The organism is Actinacidiphila acididurans (genome assembly GCF_016918855.1).
GTDB lineage: Bacteria > Actinomycetota > Actinomycetes > Streptomycetales > Streptomycetaceae > Actinacidiphila > Actinacidiphila acididurans.
In genome coordinates, this window is record NZ_JADKYB010000017.1 from 44,925 (window position 1) to 63,055 (window position 18,131).

Below are 18,131 nucleotides of genomic sequence, written 5' to 3' on the forward strand. Positions count from 1 at the left end.
CCAAGCCGGGAAGGACGGCGACGCAACGGAAAAGCGAACCGTCACGCCTCCCGCGCCCCCGCGTACATCTCCTCGATGAGCCCCGCGAACTCCCGCTCCACCACCGGCCGCTTCAGCTTGAGGCTGGGCGTGAGGTCGCCGTGCTCCACGTCGAGGTCGCGCGGCAGGATCCGGAACTTCTTGATCTGCTGCCAGCGCTGGAGCCCCTCGTTGAGCTGGTCCACGTAGCCCGTGATGAGGTCGCGCACCTCATCGGTGGCGACGACCTCCTCGTACGGGCGCCTCTCGAGCCCGTTCTCGGCGGCCCAGCCGAGGATGGCCGGCTCGTCCAGGGCGATCAGCGCGGTGCAGAAGTTGCGTCCCCCGCCGAGCACCAGGACGTTGCTGACCATCGGGCACACCGCCTTGAAGCTGCCCTCGACCTCGGCGGGGGCGATGTACTTGCCGCCCGAGGTCTTGATCAGGTCCTTCTTGCGGTCGGTGATCTTCAGGAAGCCGTCGGGCGAGAGCTCCCCGATGTCCCCGGTGTGGAACCAGCCGTCCGGCTCCAGCACCTCCGCGGTGAGCCCGGGCTGCCCGTGGTAGCCCTGCATGATGCCGGGCCCGCGCAGCAGGATCTCTCCGTCCTCACCGATCCGTACCTCCAGGCCGGGCAGCGCCTTGCCGACCGTGCCGGTGCGGTACGCCTCCCCGGGGTTGACGAAGCTGGCCGCGCTGGACTCGGTGAGCCCGTAGCCCTCCAGGATGTGGATGCCGGCGCCGGAGAAGAAGTAGCCGATCTCCGGGGCGAGCGCTGCCGAGCCGGACACGCAGGCGCGCAGTTGCCCGCCGAACGCCTCCCGCAGCTTGCCGTAGACCAGCCGGTCGGCGACCGCGTGCTTGGCGCGCAGGCCGGCCGGGGCCTTGGCGATCCCGGTCAGCCGCATGCTGTTCTGCGTGGTCCGGGCGTAGTCGCGGGCGACCTCGGTGGCCCACTGGAAGATCCGGTACTTGGCGGCGCCGCCCTCGCGGGCCTTGGCGGCGACCCCGTTGTAGACCTTCTCGAAGATGCGCGGTACGGCGGCCATGTACGTGGGCCGTACCACCGGCAGGTTCGCCACGATCCGGTCGACCCGCCCGTCCACGGCCGTGACGTGCCCGACCGCGATGTGCCCGACGGTGAGCACCTTGCCGAAGACGTGCGCGAGGGGCAGCCACAGATACTGCACGTCGTTCTCGTCGAGCAGGTCGATGGCCTCGATGGCGCGGGCCATGTACGACCAGGCGTCGTGCGGCAGCCGCACGCCCTTGGGCCGGCCGGTGGTGCCGGAGGTGTAGATGAGGGTGGCGAGCTGGTCCTTGGTGAGCGAGCCGACCACGTCGGTCACCGCGGTGGGGTGCTGCTCGAGGTAGGCGGCGCCGCGCTTCTCCAGCTCGTCCAGGGACAGCACCCAGCCGTCGCCGGGGTCCGCCGCGTCGCCCGGCGTCATGACCACCACGTGGGCGAGGTCGGGCAGCTCGGCGCGGTGGTCGCGGACCTTGGCGAGCTGTTCGGCGGTGTCGGCGATGAGCACCCGGCTGCCGGAGTCGGCGAGGATGAACGCGGTCTCGTCGGCGTTCGTGGTGGGGTACACGGTGGTGGTGGCCGCGCCGGCGCACAGCACGCCGAGGTCGGAGAGGATCCAGTCGACGCTGGTCTCGGCGGCGATGGCGACGCGCTCCTCCGGCCGTACCCCGAGGTCCATCAGCCCGGCGGCGATGGCGTACACGCGGGCCGCGGCCTCCGCCCAGGTGAGTGATTTCCAGCCATCGGGCCCCTCGCCGCTCTCCGCGGGCACCGGGCGGCGGTAGGCCTCGGCATCCGGCGTCGCGGCCACGCGTTCCAGGAAGAGGGTGGCCACGGACGGCGGCCGATTCTGGATCAACGTCTGGGTCTCGCTCACGCCAACCTCCGCGCACGGGCGTTCTTAACTCACCAGTAACTATCCGCCGGATCAGCGTAGAGGGCCAGTGGCGAGCACGTAAGAGGGTGAGGCCGTCGCATTTGCCCGATGTCGCGCGTACGGGTGATCCGTACACACCACGGGCCCACGGCGCGTACAGAATCTGCACACATCGTGGGCCCGGTGGCCGGATTCGGCGGGTGGCGCCTCCCCGAGTCTCCCGTCCTGGTTACTTCTTCGCCTTGGCGTCGCCGCCCTCGGAGTCGGTGGACAGCACCGCGATGAAGGCCTCCTGCGGCACCTCGACGCTGCCGACCATCTTCATCCGCTTCTTGCCCTCCTTCTGCTTCTCCAGCAGCTTGCGCTTCCGGGAGATGTCACCGCCGTAGCACTTGGCCAGCACGTCCTTGCGGATCGCGCGTACCGTCTCGCGGGCGATCACCCGGGAGCCGATGGCGGCCTGGATGGGCACCTCGAAGTTCTGCCGCGGGATGAGCTCGCGCAGCTTGGCCACCAGGCGCACTCCGTAGGCGTACGCCTTCTCCTTGTGGGTGATGGCCGAGAACGCGTCCACCTTGTCGCCGTGCAGCAGGATGTCGACCTTGACCAGGTCGGCGTTCTGTTCGCCGGTGGGCTCGTAGTCCAGCGAGGCGTAGCCGCGGGTCTTGGACTTGAGCTGGTCGAAGAAGTCGAAGACGATCTCGGCGAGCGGCAGGGTGTAACGGATCTCCACCCGGTCCTCGGAGAGGTAGTCCATGCCGAGCAGCGAGCCGCGCCGGTTCTGGCACAGCTCCATGATCGCGCCGATGAACTCGGTGGGCGCGAGCACGGTGGCGCGCACCACCGGCTCGTAGACCTCGGCGATCTTGCCCTCGGGGAATTCACTCGGGTTGGTGACGGTGTGCTCGGCGCCGTCCTCCATGACCACCCGGTACACCACGTTGGGCGCGGTCGCGATCAGGTCGAGGCCGAATTCGCGCTCCAGGCGCTCGCGGATCACGTCCAGGTGCAGCAGGCCGAGGAAGCCGCAGCGGAAGCCGAAGCCCAGCGCCGCGGACGTCTCCGGCTCGTAGACCAGCGCCGCGTCGTTGAGCTGGAGCTTGTCCAGGGCCTCGCGCAGTTCCGGGTAGTCCGAGCCGTCCAGCGGATAGAGCCCCGAGAACACCATGGGCTTGGGGTCCTTGTAACCGCCGAGCGGTTCGATGGCGCCGTTGCTCTGGGCGGTGATGGTGTCACCGACCTTGGACTGCCGGACGTCCTTCACTCCGGTGATCAGATAACCGACCTCGCCCACGCCCAGACCGTCGGCGGGCAGCATCTCTGGCGAGTTGGTGCCGATCTCCAGCAGTTCGTGGGTGGCGCCGGTGGACATCATCCGGATCCGCTCGCGCTTGGTGAGCTGCCCGTCCACCACGCGGACGTACGTGACCACGCCGCGGTAGGAGTCGTACACCGAGTCGAAGATCATCGCGCGGGCGGGCGCGTCCGCGACGCCGACCGGCGCCGGCACGTCCCGTACCACCCGGTCCAGCAGCGCGTCGACGCCCACGCCGGTCTTCGCCGAGACCCGCAGCACGTCGGAGGGGTCGCAGCCGATGAGGTTGGCCAGCTCCTCGGAGAACTTCTCCGGTTGCGCGGCCGGCAGGTCGATCTTGTTCAGCACCGGCACGATGGTCAGGTCGTTCTCCATGGCCAGGTACAGGTTGGCCAAGGTCTGCGCCTCGATGCCCTGAGCCGCGTCGACCAGCAGGATCGTGCCTTCGCAGGCGGCCAGAGACCGGGACACCTCGTAGGTGAAGTCGACGTGGCCCGGCGTGTCGATCATGTTCAGGATGTGGGTACGTCCCGCCTGGTCGCCGGTGGTCGGCGCCCATGGCAGCCGGACGGCCTGCGACTTGATCGTGATGCCCCGCTCACGCTCGATGTCCATCCGGTCGAGGTACTGAGCGCGCATCTGCCGCTGGTCGACGACACCGGTGAGCTGCAGCATCCGGTCGGCCAGCGTCGACTTGCCGTGGTCGATGTGGGCGATGATGCAGAAATTGCGGATCAGCGCCGGATCGGTACGGCTGGGCTCCGGCACGTGGTGCGGCACATGAGAAGGGATCGCGGGCACGCAGGGTCCAGTTTCTAGAGGTTTCTTCAGACGCGTGTGTCGCTTCCCATAGTCCCATGGCGCGGGCCCTGCGCCGGTTTGGGAGGGGCCGAGCACGGCTGGTAACCTGAGCTGCTGCGCCTGGTGGCTCCCTGTGCCCGCTCCCCGAGCGGCCGGGGGCCGGCTCGTTCGAGGCGCGCTCACCGTGACCGTAGACCAATCGATGAGGCTCTTTCGTGGCGAACATCAAGTCCCAGATCAAGCGGAACAAGACCAATGAGAAGGCCCGCCAGCGCAACAAGGCGGTCAAGTCCGAGCTGAAGACGGCGATCCGCCGTACCCGCGAGGCCGTGGCCACCGGCGACGCCGAGAAGGCCACCGCCGCCGCCCGCCTGGCCGCCAAGAAGCTCGACAAGGCCGTGAGCAAGGGCGTGATCCACAAGAACCAGGCCGCCAACAAGAAGTCGGCGCTGGCTCAGTCGGTCTCCGCGCTCCAGGGCTGATCCTTCTTCTCCTTTCTTCAGTTCCTCCAGGTCTTTCCCCCGGGTCCTGCTCTCTCAGGTCCCCGGGCCCTTCCTCGGGCCACCCCCACGGGTCGGCACCGCCGGAAACCGGATTCAGCGGCCCCTCTACCGCCCGGACCGGCATCGCCCGGCCAGCCAGTTGCGCGCCGCACGCGGACGTTCGCCACGCGTGCTTGCGGCGTTCGGGGGGAGCCGGGGGAGGGTGACAGGAGCTCCTCCGTTGCCCGCCCGGGTTCGCCCGGGCGGGCAACGGTGTTTTCCGGGTGCTTTCCGGGGTTGCCGCGGCCCCGGCCGGTCCCGCCCGCCCGGCCGCCGGTCCGGCTCGGCTCCCGCGGCCCCAATTCCCTTGTGACAAGGGCTTGTCGGGGGTGGCGGGGCTACTCTCGGCTCATGTCGACTCCGCCTGACCAGCCGAGCGCGTCTTCGTCGTCCTCCTCGCCCTCGTCACCGTCCTCGTCGCCGTCGCCGTCCGGCGCACCCGGGTCGCCGCCGCCGGGGCCCGCGCCGTCGCCGTACTCCGCGCCGGGTGGGTACGGAGCGCCGGTACCGGCCCAGCACAATCCGTACGCGCAGGACAATCCGTACGCGCCGCAGGACGGCGCCTACGGCCCCCAGGACAGTCCGTACAGGTCGCAGGGCTATTACGGAGCAGCGCCGCCGTCGGGCGGGTCCGGTACGCCGGGGATGCCCGGGTGGCCCGCGCCGACCGCGGGCGCGCCGGCGGGCGGTGGCCGGGGACGGCGGGCGGTGCTGTGGGCGCTTGCCGGCGCCCTGGTGGCGTCGGCGGCGTGGGGCGGCGGGGTGCTGCTCACCCGCAACGACTCGGGCTCGTCGGCGGACCTGCGCGGCTACACCCTCAAGAACGACCTGTGCGCGACCGCCGACGTGTCCGCCTTCCGCGCAAAGTACCCGCAGGCCGACAACTCCCCCACCACGTACACCGCCAAGGGAGACACGCTTGACGAGATGTCGTGCAACGAGGGGCTGGAGATGTCCGGGTCCAGCTACTCCGACGCCTACCTCTCCATCCAGGTCGACCTGCACAAGAAGACCGACCCGGCACCGGAGTTCGCCGACACCTGGCTCGGCTGGAAGCAACACGGCACGTCGTACGACGTCGTCCCGGTCAGCGGCTTCGGCGACGAGGCGTATCTGGTCACCGAGGACACCGTGGACTCCTCCGGCTCCGGCGACCGCTACGTCACCCTCGCCGTGCGGGACGGCTGGATGACGTACTCCATGAACTGGAGCGTCTACGCCACCTCGTACGACACCGGCGCCGGCAAGACCCCGCCCAGCATCGACGATGGGACGGACTGGGTGAAGACCTCGACCCGGGCGACGCTGGCCAAGCTGAAGTAGTCCTGGCGGCCGATCCCCGCTCTCCGTGTACGGCGCCGGGCCCGCGTCACCGGGCCGCCGCCGTACCTGCCGTCGTGCCTGCCGGTCGTGCCTGCAGCTCTCAGCTACGGGCGGCGCGGGCGATGGTGACGACCGCCTTCTCCAGGGCGTAGGCGGGATCGGCGCCGCCGCCCTTGACGGCCGCGTCGGCCTCGGCGACCGCGCGCAGTGCGACCGAGACGCCGTCCGCGCTCCAGCCGCGCATCTGCTGCCGCACCCGGTCGATCTTCCACGGCGGCATGCCCAGCTCCCGGGCGAGCTGGCCGGGGTTGGCGCCGCGGGGGGCGGAGGCGAGCTTGCCGATGGCGCGGACACCGGAGGCCAGGGCGAAGGTGATACCGGGCGCGGGCTGGCCGACGGACAGCGCCCAGCGCAGCCGCTCCAGCGCCTCGGCGGCCCGGCCGGTCACCGCCAGGTCGGCGACCTCGAACCCGGTGGCCTCTGCCCGGCCCGTGTAGTAGCGGGCGACCACCGCCACATCGACCGTGCCCTCGGTGTCGGCCACCAACTGGGCGCAGGCGCTGGCGAGTTCCCGCAGGTCGCTGCCGATGGCGTCGACCAGCGCCTGCGCGGCCTCGGGCGTGACCGACCTGCCGAGCGTACGGAACTCCGCCCGCACGAACGCCAGCCGGTCCGCCGGCTTGGTCATCTTCGGGCACGCCACCTCCCGCGCCCCGGCCTTGCGGGCGGCGTCCAGCAGCGCCTTGCCCTTGGCCCCGCCGGCGTGCAGCAGCACCACGATGATCTCCTCGGCGGGAGCACCCAGGTATGCCTTGACCTCCTTGACCGTGTCCGCGGACAGGTCCTGGGAGTTCCGCACCACAATGACCTTGCGCTCGGCGAACAGCGACGGGCTGGTGATCTCCGCCAGCGAACCGGGCTGCAGCGTCTCGGGTGTCAGGTCCCGTACGTCCGTGTCCGCGTCGACGGCCCGGGCAGCCGTCACCACCTCGCGCACGGCACGGTCGAGCAGCAGGTCCTCCTGCCCCACCGCAAGCGTGAGCGGGGCGAGCAGGTCGTCGGGGGCGGTCTTCCTGGCCATCGCCGTCCAGCATCCCACGGGCGTACGACACCGGGAGCCCGGGGCGGCGTCGGGCGTCGGGCGTCGGGCGTCGGGCGTCGGGCGTCGGATCCAGGATGACGGGCCCGGCGTCGGCGGAGGCAGGCCGACCGACAGGTACCGCGGGGATACGAAGCCGGCTACTCCAGCCAGCCGTCGAAGTCCGCCGCTATGGCGTCGAGGTCTGCGGGGGACAGCACGTCGCGCGGGTCCTCCAGCACGATCAGCCACTGGGCGTCCTCCGCGTCGTCCTCCCCGGCGAGCGCGTCGCGGACCAGGAGCGGCTCGGTGTCCAGAGTGAAGCGGGCGGCGAGCAGGTCGGCGACCTCCTCGGCGGCGTCGCGGTCGGGCAGCACCAGGACATGGGTCGTATCGCGCACCCGGCCATTGTCCCTGGGCGTCCCCCTCGCCCCGACGCCCTGGCGTCCCGCCGGCCGTGACGCCGGGCCGCTACGCGGACTGCGGCGCGGGCTGCCACGACTCCCCCGGGTCGTCCTCCCGGCCCTGGCTCTCCGCGACCGGCAGTTCGCGTATGCGCGGGATGGGCGACGGCAGCAGCCACAGGACGCCGAGCACACCCCCGACGGTGGCGATCCACAGGGTGGGGCGCAGGCCCAGGCTGCTGCCGAGCAGGCCCCCGACCGCCGCGCCGAGCGGGCGCATCCCGTAGTTCACGGTCCGGAACGCGCCGCTCACCCGCGACCGCAGCGCCCCCGGCACCACGGCGGCCTGCAACGACCCACTGGCTATGTCCAGGAACATCACCCCGAGGCCGGACAGGAACTCCGAGCCGAAGAACGCCGCCCAGATCAGCGGCTCCGGCCCGCCCGCCAGCGGCACCAGGATCAGTGGTGCGGGGAAGCCGACGAAGCCGAGCACAATGCCGGCGTACCACCCGGCCGCTGACCAGCGCGCCGAGCACTCCTCCGACCGCGCCCGCGCCCAGCACCACACCCAGCGTTCCGGCACTCAGACCGAGCTCGCGCACCGCGTAGAGCACCACCAGGGTGTGGAAGACGAAGTTGAAGAAGTTCACGGTGGCCGCCGACGCCACCAGCGCGCGCAGCACCGGGGAACGGCCGATGAAACGCAACCCCGCCGTGAAGTGCCCCTTGCTCGGGGCAGCGGCCTCCGGCTCCACCGGGGCGATCCTGGACAACTGCCCCGCCGACACCAGATACGAGGCCGCGTCGACCGCCAGCGCCACGGGTGCGGCCAGCACCTGTACCAGCAGGCCGCCGACGCTCGGTCCGGCCACGAACGAGAACGCCCTGTTGCCGTTCGTCAGCGCGTTGCCCTACACATAGCTCTCGGGCCGGATCAGCGACACGAACAGGGTCGCGTCGCACACGTCGAAGGCCACTGCCAGCGTGCCGACCGCGAACGCCACCACGTACACCTGCGGGAGCGTCAGGTGACCGAGCCCGTAGGCGATGGGTACCGACGCCATCAGCGCTGCCCGGCCGAGGTCGGCGGCGATCATGATGTGCCGGCGCCGGCCGCGGCGGTCCGCCCAGGCCCCCGCGGGCAGCGAGAACAGCAACGCAGGCAGCAGCCCCGCCGTCGACAGCCAGCCCATCTGCGCGGGCCCGGCGTGCAGCACCAGCACGGCGGCCAGCGGGAGCGCCAGGAAGGTGACCTGGTCGCCGAGCAGCGAAACGCCTTGCCCGGTCCAATAGCGCCGGAACTGCGTCTCCCTCAGCAACAGCGGCACCCGGGCGCCCAGGACCCGAACCGCGGCCTTCACGACCGCTCCTCCGGCCCGTCCTTGTCCGGTGTCTCGAGGTCGACGTAGGCGATCTGCAGATACGGCACCCTCCGCGCCCCCTCCGGCCGCAGCGACGGATCGGTGGCCCGGTCGATGTACTCCGCCACCAGGGCGTCGACCCGTTGCCCGAGGCCGACCAACTCCTCCGGGGTGAGGTACAGCGTCACGTCGCTGAACCGCTCGGCCTCCTGCCACTGCCTGGACAGGCCCCGGCGGGCTTCCAGGGCCCTGGTCATGCGGTGGAAGTAGTTCTCGGCGACGGCGAGGGTGAGCGCCTCGGCCGCCTGGGCCACCGCCGGGTCCGCGGAATAACCGGGCCAGTCCGTGAACTCCGCGGTGGCCCGCCACGGCTTCTCCCGTCCCGGCCCCTCCGGGTCCGCCTCCTCCACCAGCCCGTACTTCGCCAGCATCCGCAAGTGGTACGAACAGCTCGCCACCGACTCCCCCGTCAGCTCCGCCGCCCGCGTCGCCGTGAACGGCCCCTCCCGCCTGAGCAGCCCCACCAACGCCATCCGCGTCGGATGCGCGTACGCCCGCAGCGCGCGCGGATCGGTCAGTCGTACCTGTCGGTTCCCGGGCTTGTCCGTCATGCATCTCAAGCTACCTTTCTAAAGACTCCTTTACAACGGTTTCTTTAGATGCCCTCTCATATGCCGCCGTGCCCGGCCACCACCGGCCGCAGCCCCGCCGGGCCGTCCCCCGCCACCGCCACCGGACCGTCGGTGTCCGTCCGCAGCACCACCGCTCCCAGCGCCCGCAACTCCCCGACCGTGCGCACCGCCGGGTGCCCGTAGGGATTACCGGCCCCGACACTGATCAGCGCCAGTCGCGGGTGGAGCCGCGCCAGCAGCGCCGGGTCCTGGTACGCCGAACCGTGATGCGCGACCTTCAGCACGTCCACCCGTGGCAGGTCGGGCACCGTGGTGAGCAGTTCCTCCTGGGCGGGCGGTTCGAGGTCGCCCATCAGCAGCAGGGTCAGGCCACCGGTGCGGACCAGCAGGGCGACGCTGGAGTCGTTCGGGCCGTCGTCGGGCAGGTCGTCCGCGGTGGGCGGCGGCCACAGGACCCGCCACTCCAGGGGGCCGAGTCGGCGCTGTTCACCGGCCGCCGCCTGGACCAGGGGGATCCGGGCCGCCACCGCCTCGCGCCGGACCTGGGCGGCCTGCGGTGCCGGTTCGGCGAGAACGGTGGTCTCGATCGCGCCCACCCGCCGCCCGCGCAGCACCCCGAGCAGACCGTCGACATGGTCGGCATGGAAGTGGGTGAGGATCAGCAGCGGGATCGCAGTGACCCGCAGACGCCTGAGACAACGGTCGGCCAGGACCGGATCGGGCCCCGTGTCCACCACCACCGCGGTGCCCGGCCCCGCCGCCAGCACCAGCGCGTCGCCCTGCCCGACGTCGCACATCGCCATCCGCCACCCCGTCGGCGGCCACCCCGAGGCCGGCAACGGCAGCGGCACCGGCCGGACCACCCACAGCAGCAGCACCAGCGCACCCACCACCACCGCCCACGGCCGCCGCGCCACCCCGACGATCCGCCGCCCGCAGACCACCGCCGCAACGGTCACCACCACGAGCAGCGCAGCGCCCGGCCAGCCCCCGGGCCAGCGGATATCCGCGCCCGGCAGCGCCGCCCCGTGACGGGCCACCGCCGCGATCCACAGCGTCGGCCACCCCGCCGTCCAGGCCAGGACCTGCGCGACCGGCAGGGCGAACGGAGCCGCCGCCATCGCCGCGAACCCGATGACGGTGGCGGCCCCCACCGCCGGTTCGGCCAGCAGATTGCACGGGACCGCCACCAGACTGAGCCGGGCCGACAGCAGCACGATCACCGGGCCGCACACCGCCTGCGCGGCGGCCGCCGTCGCCAGCGCCTCGGCCAGGCGGGGCCGCACCCCTCGGGCGCGCAGCGCCTGACTCCACCTGGGGGCCAGTGTCAGCAGGGAGCCGGTGGCGAGAACCGACAGCGCGAACCCGTACGACCTCGCCAGATCCGGGTCGTAGAGCACCAGCCCGATCACCGCCGTCAGCAGGGCCGGCAGCAGCGATCGACGGCGGCCCGTGGCGATCGCCAGCAGCGTGATCAGCCCGCAGGCCGCCGCGCGCAGCACACTCGGACCCGGCCGGCACACCAGGACGAAGGCGACGGTCAGCCCGACCCCCAGGAACGCCGTCCACCGCAGCGGCAACCCCAGCGCCGCGGCCAGTCCCCGCCGCTCCGCCAGGCTCGCCATCCCCGCTGGGCCGATCAGGAGCACCAGGATGATGGTGAGGTTCGCCCCGGAAACCGCCGTCAAATGCGCCAGATCGGTCGCTTTGAAGGCGTTCTTCAGCTCCGGTGTCACCGCGCTCGTGTCCCCCACCACCAGCCCCGGAAGCAGTGCCCGGGCGTCCTGCGGCAACGGCGTCGCCGCCGTCCGCAGCCCGGCCCGCAACCGGGCCGCGATCCCCTGCACGGCGCTCGGACCGGCCGTGATCCTCGGGGATCCCCGGGCCTGCAACGTGTTCGGCGGGGCCAAGCGTGCGTTCACCACCACCCGCGTGGACGGGACCAGGCGCAGCCAGGCATCGGCAGTGGCGCCTTGCGCGAACACCGTGACCGGGGTCCGGATTCGGGTCCTGCCCACTTTCCGGGCCACCGCCGGGATCACCACGGTACGCGGCGCCTTGACCGCCCCCAGCACATGCGGCCTGACCTCGAACGGGTCCCCCGTCACCGTGATCTCCGCCTCGGCGGTGGCCCGCGCCCGCGCCAGCCCGGGCAACGGTCCGCGCCGCGCGTCTGCCTCTTTCAGCACCGCCGCCCCGGCGCCCGCCGCCCCGCAGAACAGGGCTGCCGCTGCCGCCAGCGCCAGGCCCCTGCGCAGGCCGATCAGCACTGCCCCGAGCGCCACCACCGCACCCGCCACTGCCAGGACCCGTCCGGGGCCGAACCCGGGCGCCACCGCCGCCGCGGCCCATACCGACACGGCGGGTCCGACCAGCCGCCAGTCCGGCGGCCCTTCCTGCCGCGGATGCGACGCCCCGAGCGGGGAGGCGGCCTCCGCGTGCACCGCGGCCCGTGCCTCACCGGCGGTCGGCAGCGTCACCGTCCGGTGTCCCGGTCCCGGGGCGGCCTCGGCCGGGCGGACTGCTGAGCTGACGGGTGCAGTTCCAGTCATGCCGGGCCGTGGCGGAGCAATAAGGGTGCGTCTCTCGGCGCGCCGGCCGTCGCTGGGTCCAGTGCGGGCGTTCATGGGTGGACCAGGGGCTTGATGGTGCTGAACTTGCGGTCGCCGATGCCAGGGATCTGCCGGAGTTGCTGAAGCGAGGTGAAGGTGCCGTGCTGGGTACGGAAGTCGATGATGTGCTGGGCCAGCACGGGACCGACTCCGGGCAGTGCGTCGAGCTGGGCGGCCGTGGCTGTGTTGAGGTCGAGCGGCGTCGAGGGGGCGGCCCCAGCCTGTGGTTCGCCCGGTAGCGGGGCCGGGCCGGCAGCAGGCGGGGCGACACCGACCAGGATCTGTTCACCATCCGTGAGGGGGCGGGCCAGGTTGAGCATGGTCGTGTTCGCCCCCGGCAACGCTCCTCCCGCTGCTGTCAGCGCGTCGGCGACCCGGGAGCCCTTGGGCAGCTTGCGCAGGCCGGGCCTGGCGACCTTGCCCGCGACATCCACGGTGAGCTCCTGCGGAGCTGCGCGGGCCGCCTGCCTGGGCGGGGCGGGAGCGGCCAGCGGGGGTGGAACGGGAACGGTTCGCGGCCGGCCCGTCCAGTAGTGGTGAAAGGCCAGCCCTGCGGCCACCACCAGCACGACCGCGAGGGCCAGGACGGTCTTCAACTCCAGGCCGCACCGTACGTACAGCCACGCCCGCAGGCGGTCGAGCCGGGACCCACCGAACGTCGGCACACCGCTCAAGCGCGTGCCCGGTTGGTCCGCCTCCACCGCGGGCTCGGGCTCTCGCGGTGGCGCAGCGAGGCCCGACGGCGGCGGCACCGCCCCTGAATGACTCTGCGTATACGAGGCCTGTGTATATGGGGTCTCCGGGACCGGCTCCGGCGTCGCGACGTAGGTCCCCGCGCCCGTCAAGGGGTCAAGACGTGGTCGAAGCGATGGCGGGTCGGGGGGACGTGGCCCCACGAGTTCGTCGGGCGGGCGCGGTGGTCCGAACATCGCGGCCAGCCGGTCACGGGTGAGCGCCGCGGCGGCTTCCCGCCCGTGCCGACCGCGCCCGGGCGGGATCACGACCCGGGGAAAACCGGTGACCGCGACAGCCGGACCTGCCAGGTCGGTTGCCTCTGCCGAACCGGCCGCACCGGCCTGACCGCCCGGGCCCGCTGCGAGGACCGACGAGTCTGCCGAGTCCGATGAATTCCATGTGTTCATGCAGTCGATGGTGGACCGCGCAAGACCCTCGGAACGATCTTGGTCGAGATCTGTGGACAACTCGGCCCTTGTGGATAACTCGACCACTCGTTCGAGTGAGTTCGCTTCCGAGGTGGTGTGACTGTGTGTGATCGGGTGCATGATCGAGACGTCGGATCGGACCGGGCCCGCCCCGGCCCGACCGCTCAAACGGGTCCGCGGGCGCGCAGACAAATGAGCGGACACGACAGTCCAGGGGGAGGTCGCCCTACCGGGCCGGCAGGGGAACGACAGGATCGGCCGGGAGCGGGGTCAGTACGGCGAGACCACCACGCCGAGCAGGCCCGGTCCCGCGTGGGCCCCGATCACGGCCCCCACTTCGCTGACGACGAGCGTGTCCAGGCCGGGGACGCGGTCGCGGAGGCGGTCGGCGAGGGTGGCGGCGCGATCGGGGGAGGCGAGGTGGTGGACCGCGAGGGCGACCCGGCGGGTGCCGGACTGCTCGACCACGACGTCTTCGAGCCGGGCGAGGGCCTTGGAGGCGGTGCGGACCTTTTCCAGCAACTCGATGCGGCCGTCGGCGAGACGAAGGAGGGGTTTGACGGCAAGAGCTGAGCCCACGAGGGCCTGGGCGGCACCGATGCGTCCGCCGCGGCGGAGGTAGTCGAGGGTGTCCACGTAGAAGACGGCCGAGGTGTCGGCCGCCCGCTTCTCGGCGGCGGCCACGACCTCGTCGGGAGTGCCACCGGCCTCCGCGGTCTCGGCCGCGGACAGGACGGTGAAGCCGAGGGCCATGGCCACCATTCCCGTGTCCACCACACTGACGGGCACCGGGGCGGACCTGGCGGCGACGCACGCGGCGTCGTACGTACCGGAGAAATCGGAGGAGAGATGAAGGGACACAATGGCGTCGGCACCCGAAGCCGCCACCGCCTCGTACGCGGCGGTGAACTCGGCCGGGGCCGGACGCGACGTGGTGACGGAATGCCGTCGCTGAAGGGCCCGGGCGACGGCCGGGGCGGAGATCTCCGTGCCCTCCTCAAGGGCCTCGTCGCCGATCACCACGGTGAGCGGGACCACGGTGATGCCGTGGCGCTGGATGGCCTCCCGCCCCAGGTAGGCCGTGGAATCCGTGACGATGGCGACATGCGGGGACATGTGCGGGAGGTTACCCGGGAGGTTCATGAACGAACACTTCGGGCTTGCCCGCGCCGCCCGGCACGCGCTCGTGCGGGGCCGGACGCGGCCGCACGCGGGCCGGACGGCCTCGGTGCCGGGGTGGCCCGGCGGGTCCGGTCACTCGCCCGGCGGCTTTTCCAGCTTGGGCCATTCCGCCGGGGCGGGCGTGGGGCCGAGCGGGTCGGGGCCGGGGACTGCGGGGCCGGCCGGGGGTACCCAGTGCCGCAGGGCGTCGGCTTCGATCTGGATGTCGCGGCTGAGGGCGGACAACTCGTCGTCGGCGAAGCGGCGGGCCCGGTCCTGGGCGGCCCAGCGCAGGGAGTCGGCGGCGTGGGTGATCCGGCGGACGCGTTTGGCCAGCGGGGGCAGGCGCTTGGCGAGGCGGGCCCGGTCGGGTTCGCGTTCGAGGAGCCGGAGCTCGTTGTCCAGGGCACGGGCGTGCTCGTTGAGGCGGGCGAAGAGCTGGCTGGCCTCGGAGAGGGAAGCGTCCTCGTCGCGCCGCTCCTCGAGGGCGGTGTAGGTGCTGTCGATGGAGGCGCGCAGGTCCAGGCGCAGCTGGACCAGCTCGCCGGCGGGCCCGGTGAGGGCGAGGCGGCGGGCGCGCAGTCTGCTGTCCTCCACCACACGGCGGGCCTGGGCACTGCCCCGGGAGATGGTGCGTCTGACCGTTCGGACGGTGCGGACTGTCGCCACCACGGCCAGGGTGACGAAGGCGAGGAAGAACACGAGAGCGACCACGGCGGCGATGTCCACGGGCGACTCCTCAGTATCGGCGGCACCTCGTGGGCGCCGGGCCCTGTTGTCCACGGTAACCGGACGGGAGCGGGCTCCGGGATCCGTTGGATCCCCGAACCCGCCCCGCAGGGCACCCCTAAGGGGCTGGAGTGCTGGTCAGACGACCACGTTGACCAGCTTGGGCGCCCGGACGATCACCTTGCGGACCGGGGCACCGCCGACCGCGGCGACCACCGCGGGATCGGCCAGCGCCAGGGCCTCCAGTTCGGCGTCGGCGATGCCCGGCGGCACCTCCAGCCGTGCCTTGACCTTGCCCTTGACCTGGACGACGCAGGTCACGGTCTCGTCCTGGACGTAGGCGGGGTCGGCGACCGGGTAGGGGGTGTGGGCGAGGGAACCGACGCGGCCCAGCCGGGTCCACAGTTCCTCGGCGGTGTGCGGGGCCAGTGGGGCGATCAGCAGGACCAGCGATTCGGCGATGGCGCGCGGGACCGGGCGCCCGGAGCGGGTCAGGTGGTTGTTCAGCTCGGTGATCTTGGCGATCGCCGTGTTGAAGCGCAGGCCGGCCATGTCCGAGGTGACCCCGTCGATCGCCTTGTGCAGCGCCCGCAGGGTCTCCTCGTCGGGGTCGGCGTCGACGACCGTGACGGCGCCGGTCTGCTCGTCCACGATGTTGCGCCACAGCCGCTGCAACAGACGGTACTGGCCGACGACCGCGCGGGTGTCCCAGGGCCGGGACATGTCCAGCGGGCCCATGGCCATCTCGTACAGCCGCAGGGTGTCGGCGCCGTACTCGGCGCAGATCTCGTCGGGGGTGACGGCGTTCTTCAGGGACTTGCCCATCTTGCCCAGCACGCGGGTGACGGGTTCGCCGGCGTAGTAGTAGGCGCCGTCGCGCTCCTCGACCTCGGCGGCCGGGACGGCGATGCCCCGGGCGTCGCGGTAGACGTAGGCCTGGATCATGCCCTGGTTGAACAGCTTGTGGAACGGCTCGTAGGACGAGATGTGGCCCAGGTCGAACAGCACCTTGTGCCAGAAGCGGGCGTACAGCAGGTGCAGCACCGCGTGCTCGGCGCCGCCGACGTACAGGTCGACGCCGCCGGCCCGCTGGCCGTCGCGGGGGCCCATCCAGTACGCCTCGGCCGGCGGGGAGACCAGCTGCTCGGTGTCGTAGGGGTCCAGGTAGCGCAGCTCGTACCAGCAGGAGCCGGCCCAGTTGGGCATGGTGTTGGTCTCGCGGCGGTAGCGGCGCGGGCCGTCGCCCAGGTCCAGCTCGACGTGGACCCACTCCGCGTTGCGGGACAGCGGGGTCTCCGGGGAGGTGTCCGCGTCGTCCGGGTCGAAGGTGCGGGGGCTGTAGTCGTCGACGTCGGGCAGTTCGACCGGCAGCATCGAGTCGGGCAGGGCGTGCGGGACGCCGTCCTCGTCGTAGACGATCGGGAAGGGCTCGCCCCAGTACCGCTGGCGGCTGAACAGCCAGTCGCGCAGGCGGTAGTTGACGGTGCCCGCGCCGATGCCGCGCTCGGCCAGCCAGGTGGTGATGGCTGCCTTGGCGTCGGTGACGCTCAGGCCGTCCAGCGAGATGTCGGCGCCGGAGGAGTTGATGATCCTCGCGTCGTAGGAGGCGAAGGCGTCGTCCCAGGCGGCGGGGTCGGTGCCGCGGCCGTCGGTGGGTTCGACCACGCAGCGCATCGGCAGTTCGAAGGCGCGGGCGAAGGCGAAGTCGCGGGTGTCGTGAGCGGGCACCGCCATGATCGCGCCGGTGCCGTAGCCCATCAGGACGTAGTCGGCGATGAAGACCGGGACGGGCTCGCCGCTGACCGGGTTGACGGCGAAGGCGCCGGTGAAGACGCCGGTCTTGTCCTTGGCCTCGGCCTGCCGCTCGACGTCGGACTTCGAGGCGGCCTGCTTGCGGTAGGCGGCGATCGCGTCGGCGGGCGTGGCGTGGCCGCCGGTCCACACCTCGTGGGTGCCCTCCGGCCAGGCGGCGGGCGTGATGGTGTCGACCAGGTCGTGCTCGGGGGCCAGCACCATGTAGGTGGCGCCGAACAGGGTGTCCTGGCGGGTGGTGAAGACGGTGATCGCGTAGTCGCCGTCGGCGGCGCCGTGCACGGGGAAGTCGACGCGGGCGCCTTCGCTGCGGCCGATCCAGTTGCGCTGCTGCAGCTTGATCGCCTCGGGCCAGTCCAGGTCGTCCAGGTCGGTCAGCAGCCGGTCGGCGTAGGCGGTGATCCGCATCATCCACTGGCGCAGGTTGGCCTTGAAGACCGGGTAGTTGCCGCGCTCGGAGCGGCCGTCGGCGGTGACTTCCTCGTTGGCCAGTACGGTGCCCAGGCCGGGGCACCAGTTGACCGGGGACTCGGCGGCGTAGGCCAGCCGGTAGCCGCTCAGGACGTCGGCGCGTTCGGCCTCGGTCAGCTCCGCCCAGGGACGGCCGTCGGGCGTGGCGCGGGTCCCCGCGGCGAACCGGGCGACCAGCTCGTCGATCGGCCGGGCCCGGCCGGCCTCGGTGTCGTACCAGGAGTTGTAGATCTGCAGGAAGATCCACTGCGTCCAGCGGTAGTACTCGGGGTCGATGGTGGCGAAGGAGCGCCGCCGGTCGTGGCCCAGGCCCAGGCGGCGCAGTTGCCGGCGCATGGTGACGATGTTGGCCTCGGTGGAGACCTGCGGGTGGGTGCCGGTCTGGACGGCGTACTGCTCGGCGGGCAGGCCGAAGGCGTCGAAGCCCAGGGTGTGCAGCACGTTGTGGCCGGTCATGCGCTGGAAGCGGGCGAAGACGTCGGTGGCGATGTAGCCCAGCGGGTGGCCGACGTGCAGGCCCGCGCCCGAGGGGTACGGGAACATGTCCATGATGAACTTCTTGGGCCGGCCGGCCAGCTCGGGGTCGCCGTCCAGTTCCCCGCTCGGGTTGGGCGCGGCGAAGGTGCCGTGCTCCTCCCAGTAGTCCTGCCAGCGGCCCTCGATCTCCGCGGCCAGTTCGGCCGTGTAGCGGTGGGGCGCAGCCGTCTCGGCGGCCGGGGTGGTGTCGCTCATCGTCCTCGGTACTCCATCGATGTCATGACGGCTGCGGCCGGGAGCCTGCGCCCGTCTGCCTGGTCATTGC

General features: G+C 72.0%; 13 protein-coding genes and 1 pseudogene. 2 read left to right on the forward strand and 12 right to left on the reverse strand.

Annotation, left to right across the window (positions count from 1 at the left end):
* Window positions 1-41: 41 nt before the first annotated feature.
* Window positions 42-1,922: an AMP-dependent synthetase/ligase gene (locus ITX44_RS27790; RefSeq protein WP_205360169.1), complete on the reverse strand. Its 1,881-nt coding sequence runs from the start codon at window positions 1,920-1,922 to the stop codon at window positions 42-44.
* 229 nt (window positions 1,923-2,151) lie between these two features.
* Entirely contained in the window at window positions 2,152-4,038 is a 1,887-nt protein-coding gene (gene lepA / locus ITX44_RS27795) for a translation elongation factor 4 (RefSeq protein ID WP_205360170.1), read from the reverse strand.
* A gap of 215 nt (window positions 4,039-4,253) precedes the next feature.
* Between lepA and rpsT the strand changes: the two genes are divergently transcribed.
* Window positions 4,254-4,520 carry a 30S ribosomal protein S20 gene (rpsT, locus tag ITX44_RS27800; protein ID WP_205360171.1) on the forward strand — a complete coding sequence of 89 codons (267 nt, stop codon included), beginning with the start codon at window positions 4,254-4,256 and terminating at the stop codon, window positions 4,518-4,520.
* A 768-nt stretch (window positions 4,521-5,288) separates the two neighbouring features.
* Entirely contained in the window at window positions 5,289-5,903 is a 615-nt protein-coding gene (locus ITX44_RS27805; RefSeq protein ID WP_205360172.1) for a hypothetical protein, read from the forward strand.
* 100 nt (window positions 5,904-6,003) lie between these two features.
* Here the strand turns inward: ITX44_RS27805 and holA are convergent, their stop codons facing one another.
* The 10 genes and pseudogenes from holA to leuS all read right to left on the reverse strand — a co-directional run bounded on the left by holA (window position 6,004) and on the right by leuS (window position 18,061).
* The gene (holA, locus tag ITX44_RS27810) at window positions 6,004-6,984 is read right to left on the reverse strand and encodes a DNA polymerase III subunit delta (RefSeq protein WP_205360173.1); all 981 of its coding nucleotides are present in this window, start codon (window positions 6,982-6,984) and stop codon (window positions 6,004-6,006) included.
* A gap of 158 nt (window positions 6,985-7,142) precedes the next feature.
* A complete protein-coding gene (locus ITX44_RS27815) occupies window positions 7,143-7,382 on the reverse strand; it encodes a hypothetical protein (protein ID WP_205360174.1) in 240 nt (79 codons plus the stop codon).
* Between the two features lie 70 nt (window positions 7,383-7,452).
* The gene (locus tag ITX44_RS42790) at window positions 7,453-7,881 is read right to left on the reverse strand and encodes an MFS transporter (protein ID WP_307795513.1); all 429 of its coding nucleotides are present in this window, start codon (window positions 7,879-7,881) and stop codon (window positions 7,453-7,455) included.
* Between the two features lie 61 nt (window positions 7,882-7,942).
* Window positions 7,943-8,749, reverse strand: a pseudogene (locus ITX44_RS42795) (MFS transporter); the annotation flags it as partial.
* Window positions 8,746-9,360, reverse strand: coding sequence for a winged helix-turn-helix domain-containing protein (locus ITX44_RS27825; protein WP_205360175.1), 615 nt, complete (start codon window positions 9,358-9,360; stop codon window positions 8,746-8,748). The gene ITX44_RS27825 and the pseudogene ITX44_RS42795, both read right to left, overlap by 4 nt.
* 56 nt (window positions 9,361-9,416) lie before the next feature.
* Window positions 9,417-11,861: a ComEC/Rec2 family competence protein gene (locus ITX44_RS27830; protein ID WP_307795514.1), complete on the reverse strand. Its 2,445-nt coding sequence runs from the start codon at window positions 11,859-11,861 to the stop codon at window positions 9,417-9,419.
* A gap of 143 nt (window positions 11,862-12,004) precedes the next feature.
* Complete coding sequence (locus tag ITX44_RS27835) at window positions 12,005-12,658, reverse strand: ComEA family DNA-binding protein (RefSeq protein ID WP_307795515.1); 654 nt, start codon at window positions 12,656-12,658, stop codon at window positions 12,005-12,007.
* 768 nt (window positions 12,659-13,426) lie between these two features.
* Entirely contained in the window at window positions 13,427-14,272 is an 846-nt protein-coding gene (locus ITX44_RS27840) for a DegV family protein (RefSeq protein WP_205360177.1), read from the reverse strand.
* A 138-nt stretch (window positions 14,273-14,410) separates the two neighbouring features.
* Complete coding sequence (locus tag ITX44_RS27845) at window positions 14,411-15,046, reverse strand: hypothetical protein (protein ID WP_205360178.1); 636 nt, start codon at window positions 15,044-15,046, stop codon at window positions 14,411-14,413.
* A gap of 138 nt (window positions 15,047-15,184) precedes the next feature.
* Complete coding sequence (gene leuS / locus ITX44_RS27850; protein ID WP_205360179.1) at window positions 15,185-18,061, reverse strand: leucine--tRNA ligase; 2,877 nt, start codon at window positions 18,059-18,061, stop codon at window positions 15,185-15,187.
* Between the last annotated feature and the right edge of the window lie 70 nt (window positions 18,062-18,131).